This window comes from Sediminimonas qiaohouensis DSM 21189, assembly GCF_000423645.1.
Taxonomy (GTDB): domain Bacteria; phylum Pseudomonadota; class Alphaproteobacteria; order Rhodobacterales; family Rhodobacteraceae; genus Sediminimonas; species Sediminimonas qiaohouensis.
On record NZ_AUIJ01000006.1, the window covers coordinates 61915 to 84074 of the forward strand.

The following is a 22160-nucleotide window of genomic DNA, read 5'->3' on the forward strand; positions in this document are numbered from 1 at the left end:
CCCATGAAAGCCCTTTTAGCCGCAGCAGCCGCCGCGATCGCGCTTGCCGGTCCGGCCAGTGCCCTTGACCTGACCGACATGAACCAGAGCGAGCGCAGCGCGCTCCGCGAGGAAATCCGCGCCTACCTCCTGGACAACCCCGAGGTGATCATGGAGGCCGTCGCAATCCTTGAGCAGCGCCAGAACGCGCAAAAGGCGCAAAGCGACGCGCAGATGATCGCAACCAACGCCGAGGCCCTCTTTGAGGACGACGCGTCATGGGTGGGCGGCAACCCCGATGGCGATCTGACCCTGGTCGAGTTCATGGATTACCGCTGCGGCTACTGCCGCAAGGCGGCGCCCGAGGTGAGCGAGTTGATCGAAAGCGACGGCAACATCCGCATCATCGTCAAGGAATTCCCGATCCTGGGCGATCAATCGGTGATCGCCTCGCGCTTTGCGATCGCGGTGCTGCAGCTTGAAGGCGACGCGGCCTACGAGAAGGCGCATGACACCCTGATCAAGTTCAAGGGCGAGATCGGGCGCGATGCACTGACCCGTATCGCGGGCGACCTGGGGCTGGAGGCCGCGCCGATCCTGGAACGGATGGACAGTGACGCGGTGACCGAGGTGATCTCGCGCAACCACCAACTGGCCAGCCGGCTGCAGATCACCGGCACACCGACCTTCGTGATGGGCGAGCAGATGCTGCGCGGTTACGTGCCACTGGACAAGATGCGCCAGATCGCGGCGCAGATCCGAAAGGACCAGTAAGGCAATGCACGCGGGCGGCAAAACGTGCCGCGGCGCGGCGGCGGCGATGTGCCTGCTGGCCGCGCCTGCCGCCACGGCCGGTGCGCTCGATGACGCGTCACGCGAAATCCTGGGCGCCGAGATCGCGAAAGTGCTGACCGCTGAGCCCGAGATCGTCGCGCGTGCCCTGAACGCGCCGCCCGCCCCGGCAGACATCTACCGCGACGCGGTGGCGCGCGATCTCGATACCATCGCGGGGCTGTCCGCCCGGCTCTTTGCCCCCACGCAACAGGGCTTTGGCCCCGCCGGGCAACGCGCGACGATCGCGCTGTTCACGCGCGGCGGCTGCGCGCCCTGCAAGCAAGCCGAGGCAGAGCTGCGCAAGCTGACCAGCAAGACCGGGGTACGAGTGGCGCTCTTTGACATGGACGAACATGCCGAGCTGGCAGCAAAGCTCGGCCTCGACAGCGCGCCCTCCTACGTGATGCGCGACCGGATGCTGCGCGGGCACATGCCGGCGATCGTGCTCAAGCGCTACATCCGCGAGGCGCGCGCACAGGACTAACCCCTTGCGCATAGGCCCATAGGCCGGGAGCCTCCGGCGGGAGTATTTCGGGCAAGATGAAGCGCAAAGCGGCCTGCATGCATCTTCTGGCCTTAAATATCCCGGGGGAGGCGCCGCAGGCGACGGGGGCAGCGCCCCCAATCAACGCGTCCTGCGTGGCGCAGCCACTCCGCTTTATTCGGCGGCTTTCGGGGCGGCCTCGCCTGCCTCGATCTCGGCGGCGCGCTTCTCGACCTGCTCGACGATGTGGTCGATCATCTGATCGTTGGACATCTTGTGGCTTTGCGCGCCCGCGAGGTAGACCATGCCGGCCCCTGCCCCGCCGCCGGTAAAGCCGACATCGGTCATCAGGGCCTCGCCCGGCCCGTTCACGACGCAGCCGATGATCGACAGGCTCATCGGGGTCTTGATGTGCTCAAGCCGCTGTTCAAGGGTCTCGACCGTCTTGATCACGTCGAACCCCTGCCGCGCGCAGGACGGGCACGAGATGATGTTGACGCCGCGGTGGCGCAGCCCGAGGGATTTCAGGATCTCGTAACCAACCTTGACCTCCTCCACCGGATCGGCGCTGAGGCTGACGCGGACGGTATCGCCGATCCCCATCCACAGCAGGTTGCCCAGACCGATCGCGCTCTTGATCGTGCCGGAGGTCAGGCCGCCCGCCTCGGTGATGCCAAGGTGAATGGGGGCATCCGTGGCCTCGGCCAACCCCTGGTAGGCGGCGGCGGCCATGAACACATCCGACGCCTTGACCGAGATCTTGAACTCGTGAAAGTCGTTATCCTGCAGGATGCGAATATGCTCAAGCCCGGATTCGATCATCGCGTCGGGGCAAGGTTCACCATATTTTTCAAGAAGATGACGCTCAAGGCTGCCGGCGTTGACACCGATGCGGATCGAACAGCCGTGATCGCGGGCGGCGGATATCACCTCGCGCACGCGGTCGGGGCTGCCGATATTGCCGGGGTTGATCCGCAGGCAGGCGGCGCCAGCCTCGGCCGCCTCGATCCCGCGTCTGTAGTGAAAGTGGATGTCGGCGACGATGGGCACCGGGCTTTCGCGCACGATGTCCTTCAGGGCGCGGGCGCTGGCCTCATCCGGGACCGAGACGCGCACGATATCCGCCCCCACATCCGCGGCGGCCTGCACCTGCGCCACGGTTGCGGCCACGTCGCGGGTGTCGGTGTTGGTCATGGTCTGCACCGAGATCGGCGCATCCCCCCCCACGGGCACGTTGCCGACCTGGATCTGGCGGCTTTTACGGCGGTAGATGTTGCGCCACGGGCGCACCGGATTGAGCGACATGGGTGTTCCCTTCGCGTGAAAACTGGCAACTGTCAGGGGAACAGATAGACCTCTGCGCAGGTGCCCGCAACGGGGGTGCGATCACTCTTGCGCGGGGGCGGCGTCGTCTTCCGCGCGCAGCTCGGCCACCATGCGGGCAAGATCGCGGTCCTGCGCGGGGTCCGCGCGATCATAGCGGTCCGTCAGGGTGTCTGCGGCCAGCGCCAGGTTCTTGGTGATGGTGCCGCTTTCGCCGGCGGGGCCGTAGTGCTCGCCGTTCACGGCGAAGTAAATCGCGCCGGATTCGCCGACCCTGAGGCTGGGCGCCTGTTCGGTCGCGGGCACGGTGTAGCGGTCGCCGGCGTTCATGATGCCCTCGAAGACAACCGTGCCATCGCTGGAGCGCACCCTGACCCAGGCGGGGCGAACGGCGACCATTTCGATCTTCGGCGCCGGATCTTCGACGACCTTGGGGCTGGGCGGCTGGCCCGCGCCGGGGGCAATGTCGGCCTTTTTCAGGGCCTCGGCGACGGCAAGCTGCATCCGCGCCGGGTCCGAGGCGGGCCCGGACTCGAGTTGTGTGAAGTTGCCGCGCGCGCCGGGCTCCAGCGTGGCGATGGGGCCATCGCGCGCCACCATCACCGGCACATCAAGCGCCTGCGGCCGGTACAGCCGATCAAGCGCCTCGTCCTTGTCCGAGCGACCGCTATCGGCCATCTTCTTCATGTCCGGCTGCGCGGGACCGGCGGTATCCTGCTGCTCTTGCAGCGGGTCGAGATCGGCCAGAACCTCGGGGCTGTTTTCGACCGGTTCGATCTGGACGCGCTGAACCTCTTGCACGACGCTCCAGCCGCCATAGCCAAGCGTGGCGATCAGGCCGACCAGCACCAGCAGGGAGCCGATCGCGCGCGGCTCGATCCGGCCGATCATCGAATCGCTGACATGGGCGAAAGGCGTGGCGCCATCGGCGAAGGGGTCACGCTCAGCCGCCAAACGGGTCGAGATCGGCGCCTTGCGCACGGTCGATGCCTCGGACGACATGCCATGCGCGGTGGTGAACCCGCTTTCGGCGCAGAACGCGTCAAAAGCCCGTTCCGGATCCATTTCCAGGTAGCGCGCATAAGAGCGCACGTAGCCTGCGATAAACCCGGGCGTATCAAAAGCGGAAGGGTCGGCGTTCTCGATCGCGGCGATATAGGCGGCCTTGATCCGCAATTCGCGTTGGACATCCAGCAGCGATTTACCCATCGTGGCGCGTTCGCCGCGCATGACGTCCCCGAGGCGAAGTTCGAATGCGTCGAAGCCTTTAGGCTCAACGAAATCTTCCTGCGTCTTGCGGGAAAACCTTCGACGGATCATGCTCGCTGCCCCATTCTGCCCTAAGACGCGCCAATTCAACGAAGATTCGCTACGTCCCGTGATTTGTTGTCAGATTAACACAGCGTAATTTTTTTTCACAGCCCCCTAAAGGCTTAGCCGGCCAATTCGGCACGATTCAGCGCACATTGGCCCCAAAGTTCATCCATAGCGCGTACGAGCTTGTCCATCTCGTTGGGCCCATGCACCGGCGAGGGCGTGAAGCGCAGCCGCTCGGTTCCGCGCGGGACGGTGGGGTAGTTGATGGGCTGCACGTAGATGCCGTAATCGTCCAAGAGCATATCCGACAACTGCTTGGTATGGACCGGATTTCCGACGATCACCGGCACGATATGCGAGCCGTGATCGATGATCGGAAGGCCCATCCCCTTGAGCCGTGTCTTGAGGATCTTCGCCTGCGTCTGGTGCTGATCGCGGCGATCCTGGTCGCGCTTGAGATGCGCAACACTGGCCGCGGCCCCGGCGGCGACGGCCGGCGGGATCGACGTGGTAAAGATGAAGCCTGGCGCATAAGACCTTATGGCGTCGCACATTTTCGCGCTGGCCGCTATGTAGCCGCCATGCACGCCATAGGCCTTGGCAAGGGTGCCGTTGATGATGTCGATCCGGTGCGCAAGGCGGTCGCGTTCCGTCACACCGCCGCCGCGCGGGCCGTACATGCCCACGGCGTGCACCTCGTCGATATAGGTCAGCGCGCCAAACTCGTCGGCCAGATCGCAAATTTGCTCGATGGGGCCGAAATCGCCATCCATGGAATAGACGGATTCGAACGCGATCAGCTTCGGCGCGTCGGGATCGTCGGCGGCCAACAGCTCGCGCAGGTGCTCCACGTCGTTGTGGCGGAAGATCCGCTTGGCCCCACCATTGCGGCGCACCCCTTCGATCATCGACGCGTGGTTGAGCGCGTCGGAATAGATGATCAGCCCCGGAAACAGCTTGGGCAGGGTCGAGAGGGTGGCATCGTTGGCGATATAGGCCGAGGTGAACAGCAGCGCCGCCTCCTTGCCATGCAGATCGGCCAACTCGGCCTCAAGCTGCTTGTGATAGATCGTGGTGCCGGAGATATTGCGCGTGCCGCCCGACCCTGCGCCGGTGGCCTCCAGCGCGGCATGCATCGCCTCAAGGACGACCGGATGCTGCCCCATGCCGAGGTAGTCGTTGCCGCACCACACGGTGATCTGCCGCTCACCGCCATCGGGGTGCAGCCAACGGGCATGCGGGTAGCTGCCATTGCGGCGCTCGATATCGATAAAGGTGCGATAGCGCCCTTCTTCATGAAGCTGGTCGATCGCTTGGTCCAGCTTGGCCGAATAGTCCATGCGCGTATCCTTTTCCTCTCTTCCCGCAGTCGTTTCTACACCAAACAACCCCCACGCGGAAACACCTTCAGGTGCATACATTCAAATTTTTACGGATATACGTTTCATATCCAATATATACCACGTTACAAATTGCCGCTGCCGCTGACCTTGACCCATGTCAACATCGCGACGGCGGGCTGGACAGTGGCGGCGGCACTGCTACGCTTGGGGGGAAACATTGAAAAGGAATCCCGCCTTGTCACTCGACGACGTTCTTGCCCGAATCGATGCAGATCTGCCCGACGCGACCGACCGGTTGATGGAGTTGCTGCGCATCCCGTCGGTATCGACCGATCCCGCCTACAAGGCGGATTGCGATGCCGCGGCCGACTGGTTGGTGAAAGACCTGCAAACCCTTGGGATCAAAGCGGAAAAGCGCCCTACCCCAGGTCACCCCATGGTGGTGGGACATATCGATGGCGACGGGCCGCACGTCCTGTTCTATGGGCATTACGACGTGCAGCCGGTCGATCCGCTGGAGCTGTGGGATCGCGACCCGTTCGATCCGGCGGTGGAAGAGACCGACAAGGGCCGCGTGATCCGCGGGCGCGGCGCGTCGGACGACAAGGGGCAGTTGATGACCTTTGTCGAGGCCTGCCGCGCGTGGCAAGCGGTGCATGGCACCCTGCCCTGCCGGATCACGTTCTTCCTTGAGGGCGAGGAGGAATCGGGCTCGCCTTCGCTGGTGCCGTTCATGCGCGAAAACGCGGAAGAGTTGAAATCGGATATCGCGCTGATCTGTGACACGGGCCTTTATGATCACAACACGCCGTCGATCGCGACTCAGTTGCGGGGGCTGCTGGCCGAGGAAATCGTCATCACCGGCCCCAGCAAGGATTTGCACTCGGGCCTCTATGGCGGGCTGGCGATGAACCCGATCCGTGTCCTGTCTAGGATCATCACGGGGCTGCATGACGTCACCGGCCGCATCACCCTGCCGGGGTTCTACGACGATGTGCCCGAGCTGCCCGAGGAAGTGCGCGCACAGTGGGACGGCCTGGGATTCAACCACGCCGAATTCCTGGGCGCTGTCGGGCTGAGCCTGCCGGCGGGCGAACAGGCCCGCACGCCGCTGGAAATGCTTTGGTCGCGCCCGACCTGCGATGTCAACGGCATCTGGGGCGGCTATACCGGCGACGGGTTCAAGACGGTCCTGCCCTCGCAGGCCTCCGCCAAGATCAGCTTTCGCTTGGTAGGACAGCAAGACCCCGACAAGATCCACCGCACCTTCGTGGACTACGTGCACTCACAGCTGCCGGACGATTGCACTGTCGAATTCCCCAACGGCAAGGGATCGCCAGCCAGCCAGATGTCGATCGACCACCCCGCGTTCGAGCAGGCTCGCCAGGCGCTGAGCGCGGAATGGCCCAACGAGGCGGTGTTCGCCGGCATGGGCGGATCAATCCCGATCGCGGGGTATTTCAAGGACATCCTGGGCACCGACGCATTGCTGATCGGCTTCGGCAAGGATGATGACCAGATCCATTCGCCGAACGAGAAATACGACATGCGCAGCTTTCACAAGGGCATCCGAAGCTGGGCGCGCATCCTGGACGCGATCACCGGATGATCGACGGGTTCACCCACGGCGTCGCGCGCCCGGTGGGCGGCGATGTGGCCTATAGCATCGCCGGCACCGGGCCGCCCGTCCTGCTGCTGCACGGGTTCCCGCAAACCCGCGCGATGTGGGCCCGGATCGCGCCGGCGCTGCTGGCGGCGGGGCGCACCGTGGTGTGCGCCGATCTGCGCGGCTACGGCGCATCGTGGAAGCCAAGCGCAGTCGCCGATTACAGCTTTCGCCGGATGGGCGAGGAAATGCTGACGCTGATGCGTGATCTGGGGTTCGAGCGGTTCGACCTGGTCGGCCACGATCGCGGTGCCCGCTGCTCGCACCGGATGGCGCTGGATGCGCCGGGGCGGGTGCGCACCCTCACGGTGATGGATATCGTGCCCACGCACCTGCTGCTGTCGGACCTGACGCAGGAGGTGGCAACCGCCTATTACCACTGGTTTTTCCTGGCCCAGCCAGAGCCGTTTCCCGAAACCCTGATCGCGGCGGACCCGGATTATTTCTACGAATCCTGCCTGCTGGGTTGGGGCGCGGCGGCGCTGTCGGATTTCGATCCGCGTCAGCTGTCGGCTTACCGCGCGGCATGGCGCGACCGGGATACGATCCGGGGCATGTGCAACGATTACCGCGCGGCGCTGGTGCATGACATGGCCGACGACGGCGCCGACCTCAAGGCAAAGGTGCACTGCCCGGCGCTGGCGCTTTACGGCGCGGACGGGGTGATGGCGCGGGCCTACGACATGAACGCGACATGGGCCGAGCGATGCACGGACGTGCGCACGCAGGCGATCCCGGGCGGCCATTTCTTCCCCGACAGCGCGCCCGAGGAAACAACGGCCGCGCTTCTGGATTTCCTGGGCGGGCAGTCGTCCGCCGCATGAGGCACATAACGCCCGCTGGCGATCTGGCCTGTTGCTACCGTTGAAGGAGCCGCGCATCGCCGGGGCGTGGTGCGGCGATCTCACGCTGGTGTGGGGCATTTTATGCCTGCCAAACCCGAACAACCTCGGCGCATAGCGCAGGTGTCAACCAAATCGCCGCGCCGGTCGGGCGGCCCGGCGATGCGCGGCGGCCTGCGGCCTTGATTCCGCGCGCGGCGCTATATGAGATAACCGCTCAACACCATCACCCGCGCCACGTCCGCACGCCCTTGGCCGCCAAAAGGGCAAAGGGCGCAGCGTGCAGGACCAAATCGAAAACGTCGATCGCACGGCGCAACTCGCCGCCAATCAGCATCCCCAGCTTTTCCCAGATATGCGGAGCCGGCACGAACGGCGCGAGGCCAAGCGTCGCGCAAAGCAGCAGCACGATCAGCCATGGAATATCGTCCAGCGCCTTGCCCATCTGTCACCCTTGGACATTGTCGGAAAGTGAATGGCGCGGTTGACGGGGCTCGAACCCGCGACCTCCGGCGTGACAGGCCGGCACTCTAACCAGCTGAGCTACAACCGCGTACCGCGCCTCTTAAGCCAGCCCGCGCATGCCGTCAATCGAGAAATGGCAAGGGCTTGCCCCCGCCCCAGGCCCCCACCGCGCGGTGCGTTCATCCCGCGCGGGGCCAGATCGGGCACCGACGCGATACCGACGCTATACCGCCGTAGGGCCGATATCGAATAAGTCAACGAATCCCGACCGTTAACCCGCGATTCGCACGTTGGAACGTATCCGGTGGATTTCATGGGGTTTTGTCAGTGGATTTTGTCTGTGCAGCGATGGCGCGGTTGACGGGGCTCGAACCCGCGACCTCCGGCGTGACAGGCCGGCACTCTAACCAACTGAGCTACAACCGCCCGCTGCACGAACCGGGTCGCCCCGGCCGTGAAGGGTGTTTAGGCGCGCGGCGGGACGCCGTCAAGCACAGGATCGGGCAAAACGACACCGCCCGGGAACTTTTTTCGATGCATCGGATCGGACCTGCGGGCACGGCGAAAACAAAGGGGCGCACCGGCCATGCGGCGCGCCCCGGGGTACTGGTTTTTAAGGCCAGTGTCGCGCGGGAGGCCGGTTTCCCCGGCCCCGCCGCCTTTGGTTTATTGCGAAAACGACTTGAGGTACTCGGTCACGGCCGCGATGTCGTCGTCCTTGCGCAGGCCGGGGAAGGCCATCTTGGTGCCCTTCACGTAATCGCGCGGCTTGGCGAGGAAGGCGGCGAGCGCCTCTTCATCCCAGGCTTGGCCGGCCTCGCCCATGTCCTCCAGCGTCGCGGAGTAGCGGAACCCATCGACCGCAGCCATCTGCCGCCCCATCACGCCATTGAGCTGCGGGCCGGTGCGGTTCTTGGCGCCCTCGCCGACCATGTGGCAGGCCTTGCACTTGCGGAACACCTTCTCGCCCTCGGCGACCAGGTCGGGGTCGAGCGCGGCCTCCTCAGCAGGGGCCTCGTCTGCGGCATCCGTCTCCGCGGCGGCCTCGTCCGTGGCCTCGTCCGTGGCGGGTGCGGTGGCCTCTTCCTCGCTCGTGGCGCCCTCTTCTTCGGGGGTCACGTCCAGAACCGCGGCGCGCATGGTTATCTCGACCTCGTCCTTGCAGTTTTCCATGCAAGGCTCCTCCGAGAAACGCCCGTATTCCGTCTCGGGGCGGTCATCGATGATGAAGCCGTCGGCATTGGGCATCTCGACCTCGAGGAAGTTCTCGTTCGACAGAACGAAGTCGTCCTCGACGATGTAGTTCGAGTAGAGGATGTAGGCGACGATGGCATAGACCTCGTCCGTCTCCAGCGACTGCGCGTTTCCATAGGGCATCGAGCGATGCACATAATCCCACGCGGTGGACAGGTGCGGCCAGTAAGAGCCGACTGTTTTCACCGGGTCCTTGTCGGCCAGCGTCCCTTCGCCCCCGGCAAGCGCGGGCCAGTTGCCGACACCTTCGGCGAAATCGCCATGGCAGACCGCGCAGTTTTCGACGAACAATTCCTCGCCGGTCATCACGTCGCCCGACCCTTCGGGAAGGCCGGTGCCATCGGGGCTGACATCAAGGTTCCATGCCGCGATCTCTTCAGGGAGCGCGGGACGGCCCAGGCCGAACGCACCATCAGCCTTGGCATCGCTGGCATGGGCCGCAGCGATCAGCATCGAGTCGATGTTCCCCTCGGCCTGCACCAGGGTGTCGGCGCCTTCGGGCATGGGAACGACGTTGCGATCGGCGAAGTTGTAGGCGCCGGTCAGCATGGCCACCGCCGCGACGGTGAGCGTGCCGTATAGCTTAAGAGATTTCGACATTTTCGGCCTCCCCGTCGGACTTGACCCACCAGGTCTGAATGCAGTTGTTGTGATAGATCGAGTTTTCGCCGCGCACGTCGCGCAGGGCGTCCTTGGTCGGCTGAACGTAGCCGGTTTCATCCATAGCGCGCGACTGGAGCAGCATTTCCTCGCCATTCCAGACGTGGTCGAGGTAGAAACGCGTCACCGCCTTGTCCTGCGGATCGGCGGCAAGGCGCGCCTGCTGCCAGGTCTTGCCGCCATCGACGGTCACGTCGACGCGGGTGATCTTTCCGTGGCCGGACCAGGCCAGCCCGGTGATCACCAGCGGCCCGTGGCCGTGCGTGATGGGCGATTGCGGCGAGGGCGAGGTGACGACCGATTTGGCGTCCATCACCCATGTCCACTTGCGCGAGGTGCCATCGGCCAGGGTGTCGGTGTACTTGCTGGTTTCCTCGCGGCTTTCCACGGGGCCATCGGTAACCTCGACCCGGCGGAGCCACTTGACCCACATGTTGCCTTCCCAGCCCGGCACGACCAGGCGCACGGGGTATCCGTGTTCCTTGCGCAGGGCCTCGCCGTTGGCCTTGAACGCCACGAGCACGTCTTCCATCGCCTTTTCCAGCGGGATCGAGCGCCCGTTCGACGACGCATCGGCGCCCTCGACATAGACCCATTTGCCCTCGGTCTGAACGCCGGCCTCTTTCAGCAGGGTGCCAAGGGGGACGCCGGAATATTCCATGTTGTGGATCATTCCGTGGGTGAACTGCGCGCCGTTAAGCTGCGCGCCGGCCCATTCCATGCCGGTGTTGGCCGCGCATTCGCAGAAATGCACGCGGTTGACGCGCGGGAACCGCTCCAGGTCCTCGTAGGTAAAGACCAGCGGCGTATCGACCAGCCCGTTGATCATCAGGCGGTAATCTTCCTTGCGTAGCTCGATCGCGCCGGAGTGGTGCCGTTCGAACGCGCAGCCCTGCGGCGTGATGGTGCCATCAAGCGCGTGGATCGGCGTGAAGTTGATCGAGCTGATCGTGTCGGCGGTGAGCCATTCCACGTTGCGCCGCACCACGTCCGATTCAAACCGGATCGGCAGGCCGTAGGGCGTGGCATCCACCCCCTCGCCCAGGCCCTGCGCCCAGGGCTGCGTTTGCGTAATCAGCGGATCGGGGCCCGCGGCCCGTGCCATGGTGGCCCCGGCCACCGCGCCCCCCGCTGCCAGCGCCCCCTTGAGCACGGCGCGCCGCGAGGGCTTTTTGCCATTGAAGCTGACCGTCATCTGTCTTTGCCTCCTATCAGATCATCAAATTCGTTTACATGAATTTGATGGGTCGAGCAATTCCCATCCGGACCAGAGCACAAGGCCCCTTACCGGGGTTCAAAACGGGCGGCCGCCCGCGATTACGTGCCTGACACCTTGACACTGTCGTTCGGTGCGACCGAAACGGTACCCTGCTTGCGGATATGGCTTTCGACCACATCCCAGATCTGCGGCCCTTCGGTGCCTTCATTGACGCTGGCCCAGCCGGCGACGACGTAGTTCTTCGACGGGTCGATCTGTTCACCGGTGCTCAGCAGGGTCAGGTCGCTGATGCGCTCTCCCTGCTTTTTGGAAATGTCGATCCGGTAGCCCAGACCGCCGACGCGCACCATATCGCCGCCCTGCTGGTAGTAGGGGTCGGGGTTGAACAGGTTGTCGCCCACGTCCTCGAGCACGACCTTGATGAATTCGCCGGTCATCTCGGTGCGGTACGCCTTGCCGTAGGTCATCGAGGTGACGTTGAAGATATCCTCGCGGGTGATGTCCTGCCCCGGCAGGATGCTGGGGCCCCAACGGACGCCGGGGGACATGGCGATATCCGCCTCGCGCTCGGAAATCAGGGCATCACAGATCAGGTCATCCCAGGTGCCGTTGAAGTTGCCCCTGCGGTACAGAAGGCTGTCGGTCTTGCCGATCACCTCTTCCAGTTCGGCCTTGAAGGGTGCGCGCTGTGCGTCGATCACGGCGGTGACGTCCTTGTCCGGCTCGATCACGTCCGAGAAGATCGGGATCAGCTTGTGGCGGAAGCCCATCATCTGCCCGTCGCGCACGTCCAGATCGACGCGGCTGACGAATTTGCCGTTGGAGCCGCTGGCGACGATGATGGTGTCGCCCACCAGCACCGGCTCGGGCAGGGCATCGTGGGTGTGGCCGGACAGGATCACGTCGATGCCGGACACGATACCGGCCATCTTCTTGTCCACGTCAAAGCCGTTATGGCTAAGGCACACGACCAGCTCTGCGCCCTTTGAGCGGACCTCGTCCACGATCGCTTGCATGTTCTCGTCGCGGATGCCGAAACTGTAGTCGGGGAACATCCAGCCGGGATTGGCGATCGGCATGTAGGGAAACGCCTGCCCGATCACGGCGATCTTGGTGCCGCCGCGTTCAAAGAACTTGTAGGGGGGGAACTCGGCCGCGGGCTCGTCCCACATCTTGTCAAAGATGTTCTGGCCAAGCGCGGCGAAAGGCAGGTCGGCCACGATGTCGCGCACGCGGTCCTGCCCGAGGGTGAACTCCCAATGGAAGGTCATCGCGTCTGGCTTGAGCGCGTTCATCACGTTGACCATGTCCTGCCCTTCGGTCTTGTAGCAGGTATAGGAGCCGTGCCAGGTATCGCCACCATCCAGCAGCAGCGCATCGGGGCGGTCTGCGCGGATCGCGTTGATCACGGTCGCCACGCGGTCCAGCCCGCCAACCCGGCCATATTCGCGCGCCAGGGCGGTGAAGTCATTGTAGGTCAGCGCGTAATGCGAGGGGCTGCCGTCGTCGATACCGTAGAGCCGGCGGAAATCGGCGCCGGTGACGTGGGGCACTTCGCCCTTGTTGGGGCCGACACCGAGGTTGATCTCGGGCTCGCGGAAATAGATCGGCTTGAGCTGCGCGTGGATGTCGGTGATGTGGATCAGCGAGACATTTCCGAAGGTATCGAAATCCAGCAATTGATCCTGCGTCAGCTTCTGTTGCGCGGCCAAGCGCCCCCACTGGCCGAACCCGGAGGCGCCATAAAGGGCGGAAGCCGCCATGCTGACCTGAAGAAAATCGCGGCGTGAGATCATGTCTCGTGCTCCAACTAGTATAGCAGATTATCGACAGTCCCTGCCCCGGCGTCACATCGCGGCGCCTTGGAAGGGCTTTTGTAACGCCGCGCGCCACGTTGCGCCGGCGGAATGCCGGGGGCAGCGACCCGCCCCCAGCGAATGGTATCAGTTACGCACCGACGGCCCTTCGACCGACAGGCCGTTGCCGCGGCTTGCGACATAAAGCTCAAGCGCGACGAACTCGTCGCTGCCGGGTTTGAAGGTTTCCGCCCGCGTGTCGCGCACGCAGCCCTTGAAACGCGCATGAACGGTGTTCAGCTTGGCGTTCTTGAGGCGGTAGGTCGGGAAGCCGTTGATCTGCCCCTGGCTGAGGTGGTCGGCGCGGATCATGTTGCCATAGTTCTGCTCGTGGCAGTTGGCGCAGGACAGCTCGAGCTGACCGGTCCGGGTATAATAGAGCTCTTTGCCCTTTTCCCAGGTTTCGCGCGCCGGGCCATCGATGGCCACGTCCACGGGCATGCCGCGCGATTGCACGGCGATCAAGGCCTCCATGTTCGCCATCTTGCCGCTGGTATAGCCATACGGCTCGGCGCCCATGTTGTTTTCACGGCAATCGTTGATCTGCATCGCGAGGGTCTGCACTTCGCCGGCGTCCTCGTCCCACTTGGGATAGGAGGCGCGCACGCCTTTCATGCTGGACGGATCTTCGTGGCAGGTGGCACAGGATTTTTCCTCGGAGCCTTCGACCGTATTCCATTGGGCCATGCCTTCATCGACGAAGATCATGCCGGAATTGTCGAAATCGTCCATCTGCAGCGCCTGGGTTTCGTCCGAGCGAAAGTGCCAGCCCGACATGATCTCGGGCAGCGCGCCGTCCAAATGGGCGGGCGGCTCGGCCTTGGTGGTCATCTCGATCTCGCCATTGATGACGAGGTTGTCATCATCAGGATCAGCAGCCACCAACCCGGGAACCGAGAAAAGCACTGCGGCTATTGCCGTCATTGCATTGAATTTCATTTAGTTTCCTCCCTTGGGTCGCCCGGCCCCGCAGAGATACGGGGCACGGGTGCCTTGTGATTATATACCCGATCAGGCCATCGCCACGGACTTGGTCTCGGTGTAGACATCGCCGTCGTCGTCATACCAGGTAAAGACCATGTCACCCGCTTCGGGGATCTTTGCTTCGAACTCGAAGTAGGGGTTGGTCGAAATCGCCGGCTGCATTTCAACGTCGATGACGCTGGTGCCGTTGAATTCGCAGGTAAAGCGATGGATGATCGAGCGCGGGATGACGTTGCCGTCGCTATCCTTGCGCTGTCCCGATTCCATCTTGTGGCTGATCAGCGTCTTGATGGTCACCACTTCGCCGGCTTCTGCCGAGCGGGGCGCCTTGACGCGGGGTCGAACTCCAGATGCCATTTGGTATCTCCTTTGATTAGCCGCCGCAGCCGCCGATTGTCACTTTCACTTCCGAGCTGGCACGCGCGAAGCTGCCATCGGCCATCTTGGCGATTGCAACGACTTCCTGGGTGCCGGCAAGGCGGATGCGGGTCGATGCGGTTTGCGAGCCGGCCAGTTCACCGAAGTTGAACGTGGCAACGCCCGGCGTCGGGTTGCCCATTGCCAGAACCATGATCGCGCTTGCGCCTTCCGCGCCGACCGAGATCGGAACGGTGTTACCGTTCTCGGCGATCTCGGGCGCAGTCAGATCTACGCCGCCCTCGGTCACGTCTGCACCGCCGGTGAAGGCCGTGATTGCATCGTCGGACGCCGCGTTGACCCGGAAAGGCAGCACGGTCATCGCCGCAGCCCCCAGCCCAAGCGCCAGCGTGTCGCGTCTTGAGAATTCCATATTCGTCTCCTTGCTCATGTTGGTCGGATCACTCTTCCTTGAGCGTTGTCAGGAAGGCGACCACATCCTCGATCTGCTGCGCCGAAAGCAGCGGGTCCAGCGGCCCATCGGGCGCCTTGCCGGTGTAGGCATTGCCGGGGCGAACGAAGCCTTCGGTCTTGTAGTAGGCCGGCATCACGGTACCCGGATAGGTTTTCTTGGCGTTGCTCACGATGCCGCGCAGCTCTGCCTTGTTCCAGCGATCGCCGACGCCATCGAGGGTCGGGCCCACTTCGCCATGGAAGGGCGCGTCGTTGAGGGCCGTCACCTTGTGGCACGAAATGCAGTTGCCCAGTGATTTGGTCTTCATGATCTTGGCGCCGTTCTCGGGATCGCCCGGCTGGCCGGACAGAGATTGCGTCACCGCGCCGTAATCATCGAATGTCACATCTGCGGGCGCAACCGGGTTGGCCAGCGCCGCGCCGGCAACGACAGTCGCTGCCAGTGTCAGTGTTGAAAGCTTCATGTTTCCTCCCATGGCTAACGTTTCTTGCTGTGGTTAGCTTTGTATACAGTAGTTCACGGTGGCTCGTTAACGCAACAACAAATTCACGTAAATGAATTTCAAAATCCGTCAGCGCCCCGTCGGCGAGGCCGCGCTATTCGGTCACCATCCGCGCGACATATTTCTGAAACGGCTCATCCCCCTCATATCGCTTCTCTTTTACCCAACGCAGCATGGCCATGGTGGTGCCCTGTCCGAAGGCGCCCGGCATCACGGCGACGGCCGCGTCGGCGGCGGTCTGGCCCTCTTCAACCTCTTCGGGGAAGAACATGAAGGTGGGCGTGAACATCAGGGACCACTTCCGCGCCATCTGTTTTTCGGGCAGGGATTCGCCATCGAAATCGGTGACCTCCACGTCGCCGAACATGTTCATTTGTACCACGAAAAAATTCTCGCGGATATAGGCGTCGATCTCGGGTTCGGGGAACACCTCCTGGTGCATCTTGCGGCAGTAGATGCAGCCGCGCTGCTCGACGATGATCGCCAGGCGCTTGCCCTCGGCGTTGGCCTCGGCCAGGTCCTCGCGCAGGTCCTTGAAGGTGTTGCGCATCCAATCGGTCTTGTGCAGGCCATCGTCGCCCAACGTGGCCTCGGCCGCCGCCGGCAGCGCCAGCGTCATCAACATGGCAATCGCTGCAACCAGTCGTTTCATGTCTTGATCCTCCCTTTGTCTTGAATGTCTTTCGTCAAATTGCGCTGAATGCCGGGAACGTCTCCAACAGCCAGTAGGCGATCTCATTGACGCGGTTCGTGACCAGCAGGACGGCGAACACGATCAGCAACAGCCCCATTGCCTTTTCGACCTTGGGCAAATGCCGCCGGAACCGCGAGACAAAGCGCATGAACGGCTTGATGAACACCGCCGCCACCACGAAAGGCAGCGTCAGCCCCACCCCGAACACCAGCAACAGGCCAAGTCCCTGCATCGCCGTTTCCTCAAAACTGGCGGTCATCACCACCGCGGTTAGCACCCCGCCGACACAGGGCGTCCACCCCGCGGCAAAGGCCAGCCCCACCACGTAGGAGCCGAGCACCGACATGTTGGCGGTATCGCCCGCCTCCATCTGGAACTGCCGGTTGAGAAACCCGAGGCGGATCACCCCAAGGAAATGCAGCCCCATCAGCGCGATAATCGCCGCCGCGGCAAGGCGGAACTCGTCCTGGTAGGCGCGGAACGCCTGGCTGACGGAAAACGCCGCCGCCCCCAAGAGCACGAAGACGGTTATGATACCCAGCGAGAACATCACCGCCGAAAGCACCGCGCGGCGCCGGATGTCGGCGGGTAACTCGCCCGCCTCATTGAGCGCGGCCATGCCCGACCCGGCCATGTAGCTTAGGTAGAATGGCACGATCGGCAGGATGCAGGGTGAAAAGAACACGATCAGCCCCCCGGCGAACGCACTCCAGAGTGATACGTCCATTCAGCTCTCCTTGAAACATTAACATATTCATATTAGGTTTTGCGAAAGTGATACGTCAAATGGAATCCCGGATGAAAGCAAGCGCCTCACTCCGCCGCGTTGCCGCGGCCTTGGTCATCGGTCTTGGCCTGCTGGCGCTGCCTCGCATGGCGCAGGCCGTGGAATTGATCATGGTCGAGCAGCAAGGATGCCAGTATTGCATCGCGTGGAAGGAAAAGCTTGGCCCGATCTACCCCAAGACGGAGGCCGGCAAGTTCGCGCCGCTGACAATGGTGGATATAACCGAGGGCGCCCCCGAGGGGGTCTCCTTTGACGGGCCGGTGGTCTACACGCCGACCTTCATCCTGATCGAGGGGGGCCAAGAGCTGGCCCGTATAGAGGGATACCCCGGCGAGGATTTCTTCTGGGCACTGCTGGAAAAGATGTTGACCGAAAAAGCCGGGTTTCCCGGCGCGAGCTGAGATGCGAAAGGTTCCACCTTACATTTCTTGATATTTTCGCGCTATAACCCGCTGAACGGATCGAAAGAACAGCTTCACCGTCCATGCGAGTGGACCGGAAGAAGCGAGCGATTGCAAGACGGGGAAAGCGCCAGTGACACTGCCGGTATTCACTGAATCCATAACGTCCGAAGAAATGGACAAGATCGTTGACAACGCAACGACGGCATCCAATTTCCTCAAGGCGGTCAGCCACGAAGGCCGGCTGATGATCCTGTGCCACCTGATCACCGGCGAGAAATCCGTGACCGAGCTGGAAGAGCTGCTATCGGCGCGCCAGGCCGCTGTCAGCCAGCAATTGTCGCGGCTGCGCCTGGAGGGGCTGGTGATCCCCCGGCGCGAAGGCAAGACGATCTATTACCGTTTGGCCGACGACCGCCCCAAGCGTATACTGGAGCTGGTCTACGACCTGTTTTGCACCGAGGCACAGGGGCATGAACAGATGGAGACACGAAACTGACCGCGCGGGGCCGCAAGATACTAACCGCGCGGGGCCGCAAGATACTAACCGCGCGGGGCCGCGCGACGGGGGGAGAGTGCGATGTTTGACTGGATTGGCGACAACACGCTGGTGGCTCTGATCGGACTGCTGAGCGGCATGGCCCTGGGGCTGGCCGCGCGTCTGGGGCGCTTCTGCACCATGGGTGCGATCGAAGATATGCTTTACGGCAACTCGGACATCCGGATGCGCATGTGGATTCTGGCGATCGGCCTGTCGGTGATCGGGGCGTTCTCCCTGATGGCGACGGGGCTGCTGGAGCCGGAAATGTCGTTCTACCTGTCGATCCGGTGGATGCCGCTGGTGTCGATCATCGGCGGCCTGATGTTCGGCTATGGCATGGCGCTGGCGGGCAATTGCGGGCTGGGCCATATCGCACGGTTGGGCGGGGGCGACATGCGCTCGTTCGTGATCGTTCTGGTGATGGGCGTGGCGGCCTATTTCGTCATGTCGGGCCCGCTGGCCGCGTTGCGCGCAACGCTGATCGTACAGCAGGACGTGATCAACGAAACGCCGCCGGGTTTCGCCCACATGATCGCGGATTTCACGGGCGGCTCGGTGCCGATGATCGGCATCGTGCTGGGGGCACTTATCACGATTGGCGCGCTGGCATCGCGCGGTCTGCTGGCGCAGCCGGGCGCGATTGCGTGGTCGGCGGTGGTGGCGCTTGGCATCACGACAGGCTGGGCCGGGAGCTACTGGGTGGCGACGACCGGATTTACCGAGATGCCCGTCGTCTCGCACAGCTTCTCCGCCCCAGTGGGCGAGTCGCTGCTTTACCTGATGACCGGGTCGGCGCGTGAGCCGTCATTCGCGGTGGGATCGGTCGTCGGGGTCGCGTTCGGGGCGTTCGTCGGCTCGTTGTTCAAGGGCCATTTCCGGTGGGAAGCCTGCGAAGACCCGCGCGAATTGCGCCGGCAGATCAGCGGCGCGGCCCTGATGGGCGTGGGCGCGGTCCTCGCGCTTGGCTGCACCATCGGGCAGGGCGTGAGCGCGTTCTCGGTGCTGGCGTTCTCGGCGCCCGTGACGTTCGTCGCGATCGTTGTGGGGGCGGCATTCGGGCTGCGCCAATTGATCGAAGGCTTCCAACCGGCGGAATGACCCGGGCCATGTGCGGCCCGGCGAGATCCGCCGGGCCATCCAAGGCTCAGACCTTCATCTGCGTGTGCTTCTTCAACTCGGTGCGCGCGACCTGCCGGCGGTGCACCGCATCGGGGCCATCGGCAAGGCGCAGGGTGCGCACGTGCGTCCATTTCTGCGCCAGCGGGGTATCTTGGCTGATCCCCTGCCCGCCGAACATTTGCACGGCCTCGTCGATCACCTTGAGCGCGACGCGCGGCGCGACCACCTTGATCTGGCTGATCCACGGCGCGGCGGCGCGGGCATCGCCCTGATCCATCATCCACGCGGCCTTGAGGCACAGAAGGCGGGCCTGCTCGATCTCCATCCGGCATTCGGCTATGATGTCATAGTTGGCGCCAAGCTGCGCCAGCGGCTTGCCGAACGCCTCGCGCTCAAGGCTGCGCTTGCACATCAGGTCGAGCGCGGATTCGGCCTGTCCGATGGCGCGCATGCAGTGGTGAATGCGGCCGGGCCCAAGGCGCCCTTGCGCGATCTCAAACCCGCGCCCCTCGCCCAGCAGTAGGTTCCCGGCCGGCACTCGCACGTCCGAGAAGCGGATATGCATATGCCCATGCGGCGCGTCATCATGGCCGTACACCTCCATCGGGCGCAGCACCTCGATGCCGGGGGTTTCGGCGGGCACCACGATCATCGAATGGCGCTGGTGCTTTGGCATGTCGTCGTCGCCGGTTTTGACCATCACGACATACACCTTGCAGCGCGGATCCCCTGCCCCGCTGGCCCACCATTTCTCGCCGTTGAGCACGTAGTCGTCGCCGTCGCGCACGCAGGACATCGACACGTTGGTCGCGTCCGACGAGGCCACGTCGGGTTCGGTCATGAGGTAGGCCGACCGGATCTGCCCATCGAGCAACGGCATGAGCCACTCATCCTTGAGCTTTTGCGTGCCGTAGCGCTCGAACACCTCCATGTTGCCGGTATCGGGCGCGGAGCAGTTGAATACCTCGGCGCCAAGGGGCGTCTTGCCCATTTCCTCGGCCAGGTAGGCGTATTCAACGGTGGTCAGGCCAAAGCCCTTGTCGCTGTCGGTCAGCCAGAAATTCCACAGCCCCTCGGCCTTGGCGCGGGCCTTGAGCCCCTCGAGGATCTCGGTCTGCCGATCGGTGTATTGCCAGCGGTCGCCGGTGGCTATCTCTGCCGCGTATTCCTCTTCCAGCGGCATGATCTCGTCGCGCACCATCGCCGCCACCCGCGCCAGCAGCTTGCGGTTTTCCTCGCGCATTCCGAAGTTCATGTCCATGGGATCTTTCCTCTGTGCGAAATTACATTCCACAGATATAACAGCACGTCGGCGCAGCGATGAAAAGCCACGAATCCGAATTCGGACGAGATGACACGTACGCGAACTGCACTGCGAAATCCAAAGGGGGCCGCTCCGTCGGCGCGCTGCCGTGCCAGGACCCGCCGCACCGCGCATTCAGGGGGCTGGAGATCAGGGCCATTTGCAGGCATCATCGGGGTATGCCGGAACCTACAGGAATACTCGAAACCGTTCTTTATACCGACGACCTGGATCGCGCCAAGACGTTCTACGAGGCGGTCATGGGCCTTTCGCCGGTGTTTTCCGATGCGCGGATGGCGGCCTTTGACGTCGCAGCGCGCGGGATGCTGCTGATATTCCGGCGCGGCGAAACGCTTGCACCGGTCGAGACCCCCTTCGGGGTGATCCCCCCGCATGACGGGACCGGGCCGCTGCATATCGCGTTCTCGATCGCCAAGGCCGATCTGGAGACGTGGCGCGAAACGCTGGCGGCGCATGGGATCGAGATCGAGTCGGTGGTGAACTGGCCGCGCGGGGGGCAGTCGCTTTATTTCCGGGACCCGGACGGGCATTGCCTGGAACTGGCGACGCCCGGCCTGTGGCCGGGGCACTAAGCATGCCCCGCGCCCGCGCATGACCAGTTGGCTGCACGAGGAACGCTTGCAGGCGGTCGAAGCGGCGCTGCGCGATTGCGGCGCGCGCCGGGTGCTTGATCTGGGCTGCGGCGAGGGCGATCTGTTCGTGCGGCTGGCGCGGCAAGAGCGCTTTGACACGCTGATCGGCATAGACATCTGCGCGGCATCACTGGCACGGCTGCGCGACAGGCTGGCCCATGCGGACGTGCGCGCAGGCCACATCGATTTGCGCATCGCGTCGATGGTGCAGCCGCCGCCGGACCTGCGCGGTTTCGACTGCGCCCTGCTGGTCGAAACGATCGAGCACACTGACCCGGCGCACCTCTCGCGGCTAAAGCGCGCGCTGTTTCACGAGTTGCGCCCGGAACGCGTGGTGATCACGACGCCGAATGCCGAGTTCAATACGCTATTGGGCGTCCCCGCCGACAGGATGCGCCGCTCGGACCATCGCTTTGAATGGACGCGCGCCGAGTTTCAGGCGTGGTGCGGCCATGCCGCGCAGGGGGCAGGCTATCGCGTCATGTTTTCAGACGTTGGCGGGGCGCACCCCGACCTTGGCGCCGCCAGTCAAATGGCCGTATTCGACCTTGCCCACGCTTGGCAGGACGGGAACGAAGGCACCAAATCAGGGACCAAATAGCTCGACCTCGGCCAGCGCGCTCAGCGGTAGCCCGAGGGCGCGCATCGCGGCCGGGGACATGCGGCTGCCACCAGTGCCGGGCGCCGGGATCAGGCCCAGGTCCACGCCCTGCCCGCCATCAGCCAGCACGGCGCGTCCGCGCGTTCGGGTGTCGGTCAGCGGGGTCTCGACCCACAGGCCCGGCCGGGACGGATCCCCCAGCGTCGCCACCGATGTGCCAAGGCTGCGCAGCGCGGCGGTATCTACGGATGCTGCCGCACCCTCCTCCTGCGTGCCCGGGCGGCTTTGTGGGCGGGTTGCATCCTGCGCGTCGCCGTCGGCCACCGGCGCAGAGACCGTCGCCTGCGTCCTGTCATTGAACGGCCAAAGCGCATCCAGCCGGGCGCACCCCGTCGTCAACAACGCCGCGCACAGGGCCAAAGGGATCGGGTGTACTTTCATGGACCTATGCTAGACCGGAGCGCGGTGATTTGTGAATGCATTTTTCCCTGCCGAGATAAA

General features: G+C 63.9%; 24 protein-coding genes and 2 tRNA genes. 9 read left to right on the forward strand and 17 right to left on the reverse strand.

Annotated elements, in window-relative coordinates:
- Positions 1–3 precede the first annotated feature (3 nt).
- Positions 4–753 carry a DsbA family protein gene (locus G568_RS0107150; protein WP_026757388.1) on the forward strand — a complete coding sequence of 250 codons (750 nt, stop codon included), beginning with the start codon at positions 4–6 and terminating at the stop codon, positions 751–753.
- Between the two features lie 4 nt (positions 754–757).
- Positions 758–1297: a YbbN family protein gene (locus G568_RS0107155; protein ID WP_245582897.1), complete on the forward strand. Its 540-nt coding sequence runs from the start codon at positions 758–760 to the stop codon at positions 1295–1297.
- Positions 1298–1471: 174 nt separating this feature from the next.
- Here the strand turns inward: G568_RS0107155 and ispG are convergent, their stop codons facing one another.
- The 3 genes from ispG to hemA all read right to left on the reverse strand — a co-directional run bounded on the left by ispG (position 1472) and on the right by hemA (position 5277).
- Complete coding sequence (gene ispG / locus G568_RS0107160) at positions 1472–2602, reverse strand: flavodoxin-dependent (E)-4-hydroxy-3-methylbut-2-enyl-diphosphate synthase (RefSeq protein WP_026757390.1); 1131 nt, start codon at positions 2600–2602, stop codon at positions 1472–1474.
- 81 nt (positions 2603–2683) lie between these two features.
- Positions 2684–3940 (reverse strand): helix-turn-helix domain-containing protein, encoded by a 1257-nt coding sequence (locus tag G568_RS0107165; protein ID WP_026757391.1) that lies wholly within the window; start codon positions 3938–3940, stop codon positions 2684–2686.
- 113 nt (positions 3941–4053) lie between these two features.
- Positions 4054–5277 carry a 5-aminolevulinate synthase gene (gene hemA / locus G568_RS0107170; RefSeq protein WP_026757392.1) on the reverse strand — a complete coding sequence of 408 codons (1224 nt, stop codon included), beginning with the start codon at positions 5275–5277 and terminating at the stop codon, positions 4054–4056.
- Between the two features lie 238 nt (positions 5278–5515).
- Here hemA and G568_RS0107180 point away from each other — a divergent pair, with 238 nt between their 5' ends.
- Together G568_RS0107180 and G568_RS0107185 are read left to right on the forward strand one after the other, a co-directional pair.
- On the forward strand, positions 5516–6889 hold the full coding sequence (locus G568_RS0107180; RefSeq protein WP_026757393.1) for a M20/M25/M40 family metallo-hydrolase: 1374 nt from the start codon (positions 5516–5518) through the stop codon (positions 6887–6889).
- Positions 6886–7770, forward strand: coding sequence for an alpha/beta fold hydrolase (locus G568_RS0107185; protein ID WP_026757394.1), 885 nt, complete (start codon positions 6886–6888; stop codon positions 7768–7770). Before G568_RS0107180 ends, G568_RS0107185 begins: the two co-directional genes overlap by 4 nt.
- A gap of 244 nt (positions 7771–8014) precedes the next feature.
- Here the strand turns inward: G568_RS0107185 and G568_RS0107190 are convergent, their stop codons facing one another.
- The 12 genes from G568_RS0107190 to G568_RS0107245 all read right to left on the reverse strand — a co-directional run bounded on the left by G568_RS0107190 (position 8015) and on the right by G568_RS0107245 (position 16981).
- A complete protein-coding gene (locus G568_RS0107190; RefSeq protein ID WP_026757395.1) occupies positions 8015–8233 on the reverse strand; it encodes a hypothetical protein in 219 nt (72 codons plus the stop codon).
- A 31-nt stretch (positions 8234–8264) separates the two neighbouring features.
- Positions 8265–8341: transfer RNA gene (locus G568_RS0107195), tRNA-Asp, on the reverse strand.
- 261 nt (positions 8342–8602) lie between these two features.
- A tRNA-Asp gene (locus G568_RS0107200) sits at positions 8603–8679 on the reverse strand.
- Positions 8680–8919: 240 nt separating this feature from the next.
- Positions 8920–10107: a c-type cytochrome gene (locus tag G568_RS0107205; RefSeq protein WP_026757396.1), complete on the reverse strand. Its 1188-nt coding sequence runs from the start codon at positions 10105–10107 to the stop codon at positions 8920–8922.
- Positions 10091–11362, reverse strand: a complete 1272-nt coding sequence (soxC, locus tag G568_RS0107210; RefSeq protein WP_026757397.1) for a sulfite dehydrogenase — start codon at positions 11360–11362, stop codon at positions 10091–10093. The genes G568_RS0107205 and soxC overlap by 17 nt, the downstream gene beginning before the upstream one ends.
- Before the next feature lie 122 nt (positions 11363–11484).
- The gene (gene soxB / locus G568_RS0107215; protein ID WP_026757398.1) at positions 11485–13182 is read right to left on the reverse strand and encodes a thiosulfohydrolase SoxB; all 1698 of its coding nucleotides are present in this window, start codon (positions 13180–13182) and stop codon (positions 11485–11487) included.
- Between the two features lie 147 nt (positions 13183–13329).
- Entirely contained in the window at positions 13330–14181 is an 852-nt protein-coding gene (gene soxA, locus G568_RS0107220) for a sulfur oxidation c-type cytochrome SoxA (protein ID WP_026757399.1), read from the reverse strand.
- Positions 14182–14253: 72 nt separating this feature from the next.
- Entirely contained in the window at positions 14254–14583 is a 330-nt protein-coding gene (gene soxZ, locus G568_RS0107225; protein ID WP_026757400.1) for a thiosulfate oxidation carrier complex protein SoxZ, read from the reverse strand.
- Positions 14584–14599: 16 nt separating this feature from the next.
- Complete coding sequence (gene soxY, locus G568_RS0107230; protein WP_026757401.1) at positions 14600–15016, reverse strand: thiosulfate oxidation carrier protein SoxY; 417 nt, start codon at positions 15014–15016, stop codon at positions 14600–14602.
- Between the two features lie 28 nt (positions 15017–15044).
- Entirely contained in the window at positions 15045–15521 is a 477-nt protein-coding gene (gene soxX, locus G568_RS0107235) for a sulfur oxidation c-type cytochrome SoxX (RefSeq protein ID WP_026757402.1), read from the reverse strand.
- 133 nt (positions 15522–15654) lie between these two features.
- Positions 15655–16212, reverse strand: a complete 558-nt coding sequence (locus G568_RS0107240; RefSeq protein ID WP_026757403.1) for a thioredoxin family protein — start codon at positions 16210–16212, stop codon at positions 15655–15657.
- A gap of 34 nt (positions 16213–16246) precedes the next feature.
- Positions 16247–16981, reverse strand: a complete 735-nt coding sequence (locus G568_RS0107245; protein WP_026757404.1) for a cytochrome c biogenesis CcdA family protein — start codon at positions 16979–16981, stop codon at positions 16247–16249.
- A 59-nt stretch (positions 16982–17040) separates the two neighbouring features.
- Here G568_RS0107245 and G568_RS0107250 point away from each other — a divergent pair, with 59 nt between their 5' ends.
- From G568_RS0107250 to G568_RS0107260, 3 genes are all read left to right on the forward strand, one after another.
- The gene (locus G568_RS0107250) at positions 17041–17442 is read left to right on the forward strand and encodes a thioredoxin domain-containing protein (protein ID WP_037373823.1); all 402 of its coding nucleotides are present in this window, start codon (positions 17041–17043) and stop codon (positions 17440–17442) included.
- A gap of 175 nt (positions 17443–17617) precedes the next feature.
- On the forward strand, positions 17618–17941 hold the full coding sequence (locus tag G568_RS0107255; protein ID WP_405050564.1) for an ArsR/SmtB family transcription factor: 324 nt from the start codon (positions 17618–17620) through the stop codon (positions 17939–17941).
- A gap of 81 nt (positions 17942–18022) precedes the next feature.
- Positions 18023–19081 (forward strand): YeeE/YedE family protein, encoded by a 1059-nt coding sequence (locus G568_RS0107260; RefSeq protein WP_026757407.1) that lies wholly within the window; start codon positions 18023–18025, stop codon positions 19079–19081.
- Positions 19082–19127: 46 nt separating this feature from the next.
- Here the strand turns inward: G568_RS0107260 and G568_RS0107265 are convergent, their stop codons facing one another.
- Positions 19128–20363 carry an acyl-CoA dehydrogenase family protein gene (locus tag G568_RS0107265; protein WP_026757408.1) on the reverse strand — a complete coding sequence of 412 codons (1236 nt, stop codon included), beginning with the start codon at positions 20361–20363 and terminating at the stop codon, positions 19128–19130.
- A gap of 221 nt (positions 20364–20584) precedes the next feature.
- Here G568_RS0107265 and G568_RS0107270 point away from each other — a divergent pair, with 221 nt between their 5' ends.
- On the forward strand, positions 20585–20998 hold the full coding sequence (locus G568_RS0107270; protein ID WP_026757409.1) for a VOC family protein: 414 nt from the start codon (positions 20585–20587) through the stop codon (positions 20996–20998).
- Between the two features lie 19 nt (positions 20999–21017).
- Complete coding sequence (locus G568_RS18450) at positions 21018–21659, forward strand: methyltransferase domain-containing protein (RefSeq protein WP_051202824.1); 642 nt, start codon at positions 21018–21020, stop codon at positions 21657–21659.
- Here the strand turns inward: G568_RS18450 and G568_RS18455 are convergent.
- Complete coding sequence (locus tag G568_RS18455; protein WP_051202826.1) at positions 21645–22100, reverse strand: hypothetical protein; 456 nt, start codon at positions 22098–22100, stop codon at positions 21645–21647. The genes G568_RS18450 and G568_RS18455 overlap by 15 nt on opposite strands.
- Positions 22101–22160: the final 60 nt, after the last annotated feature.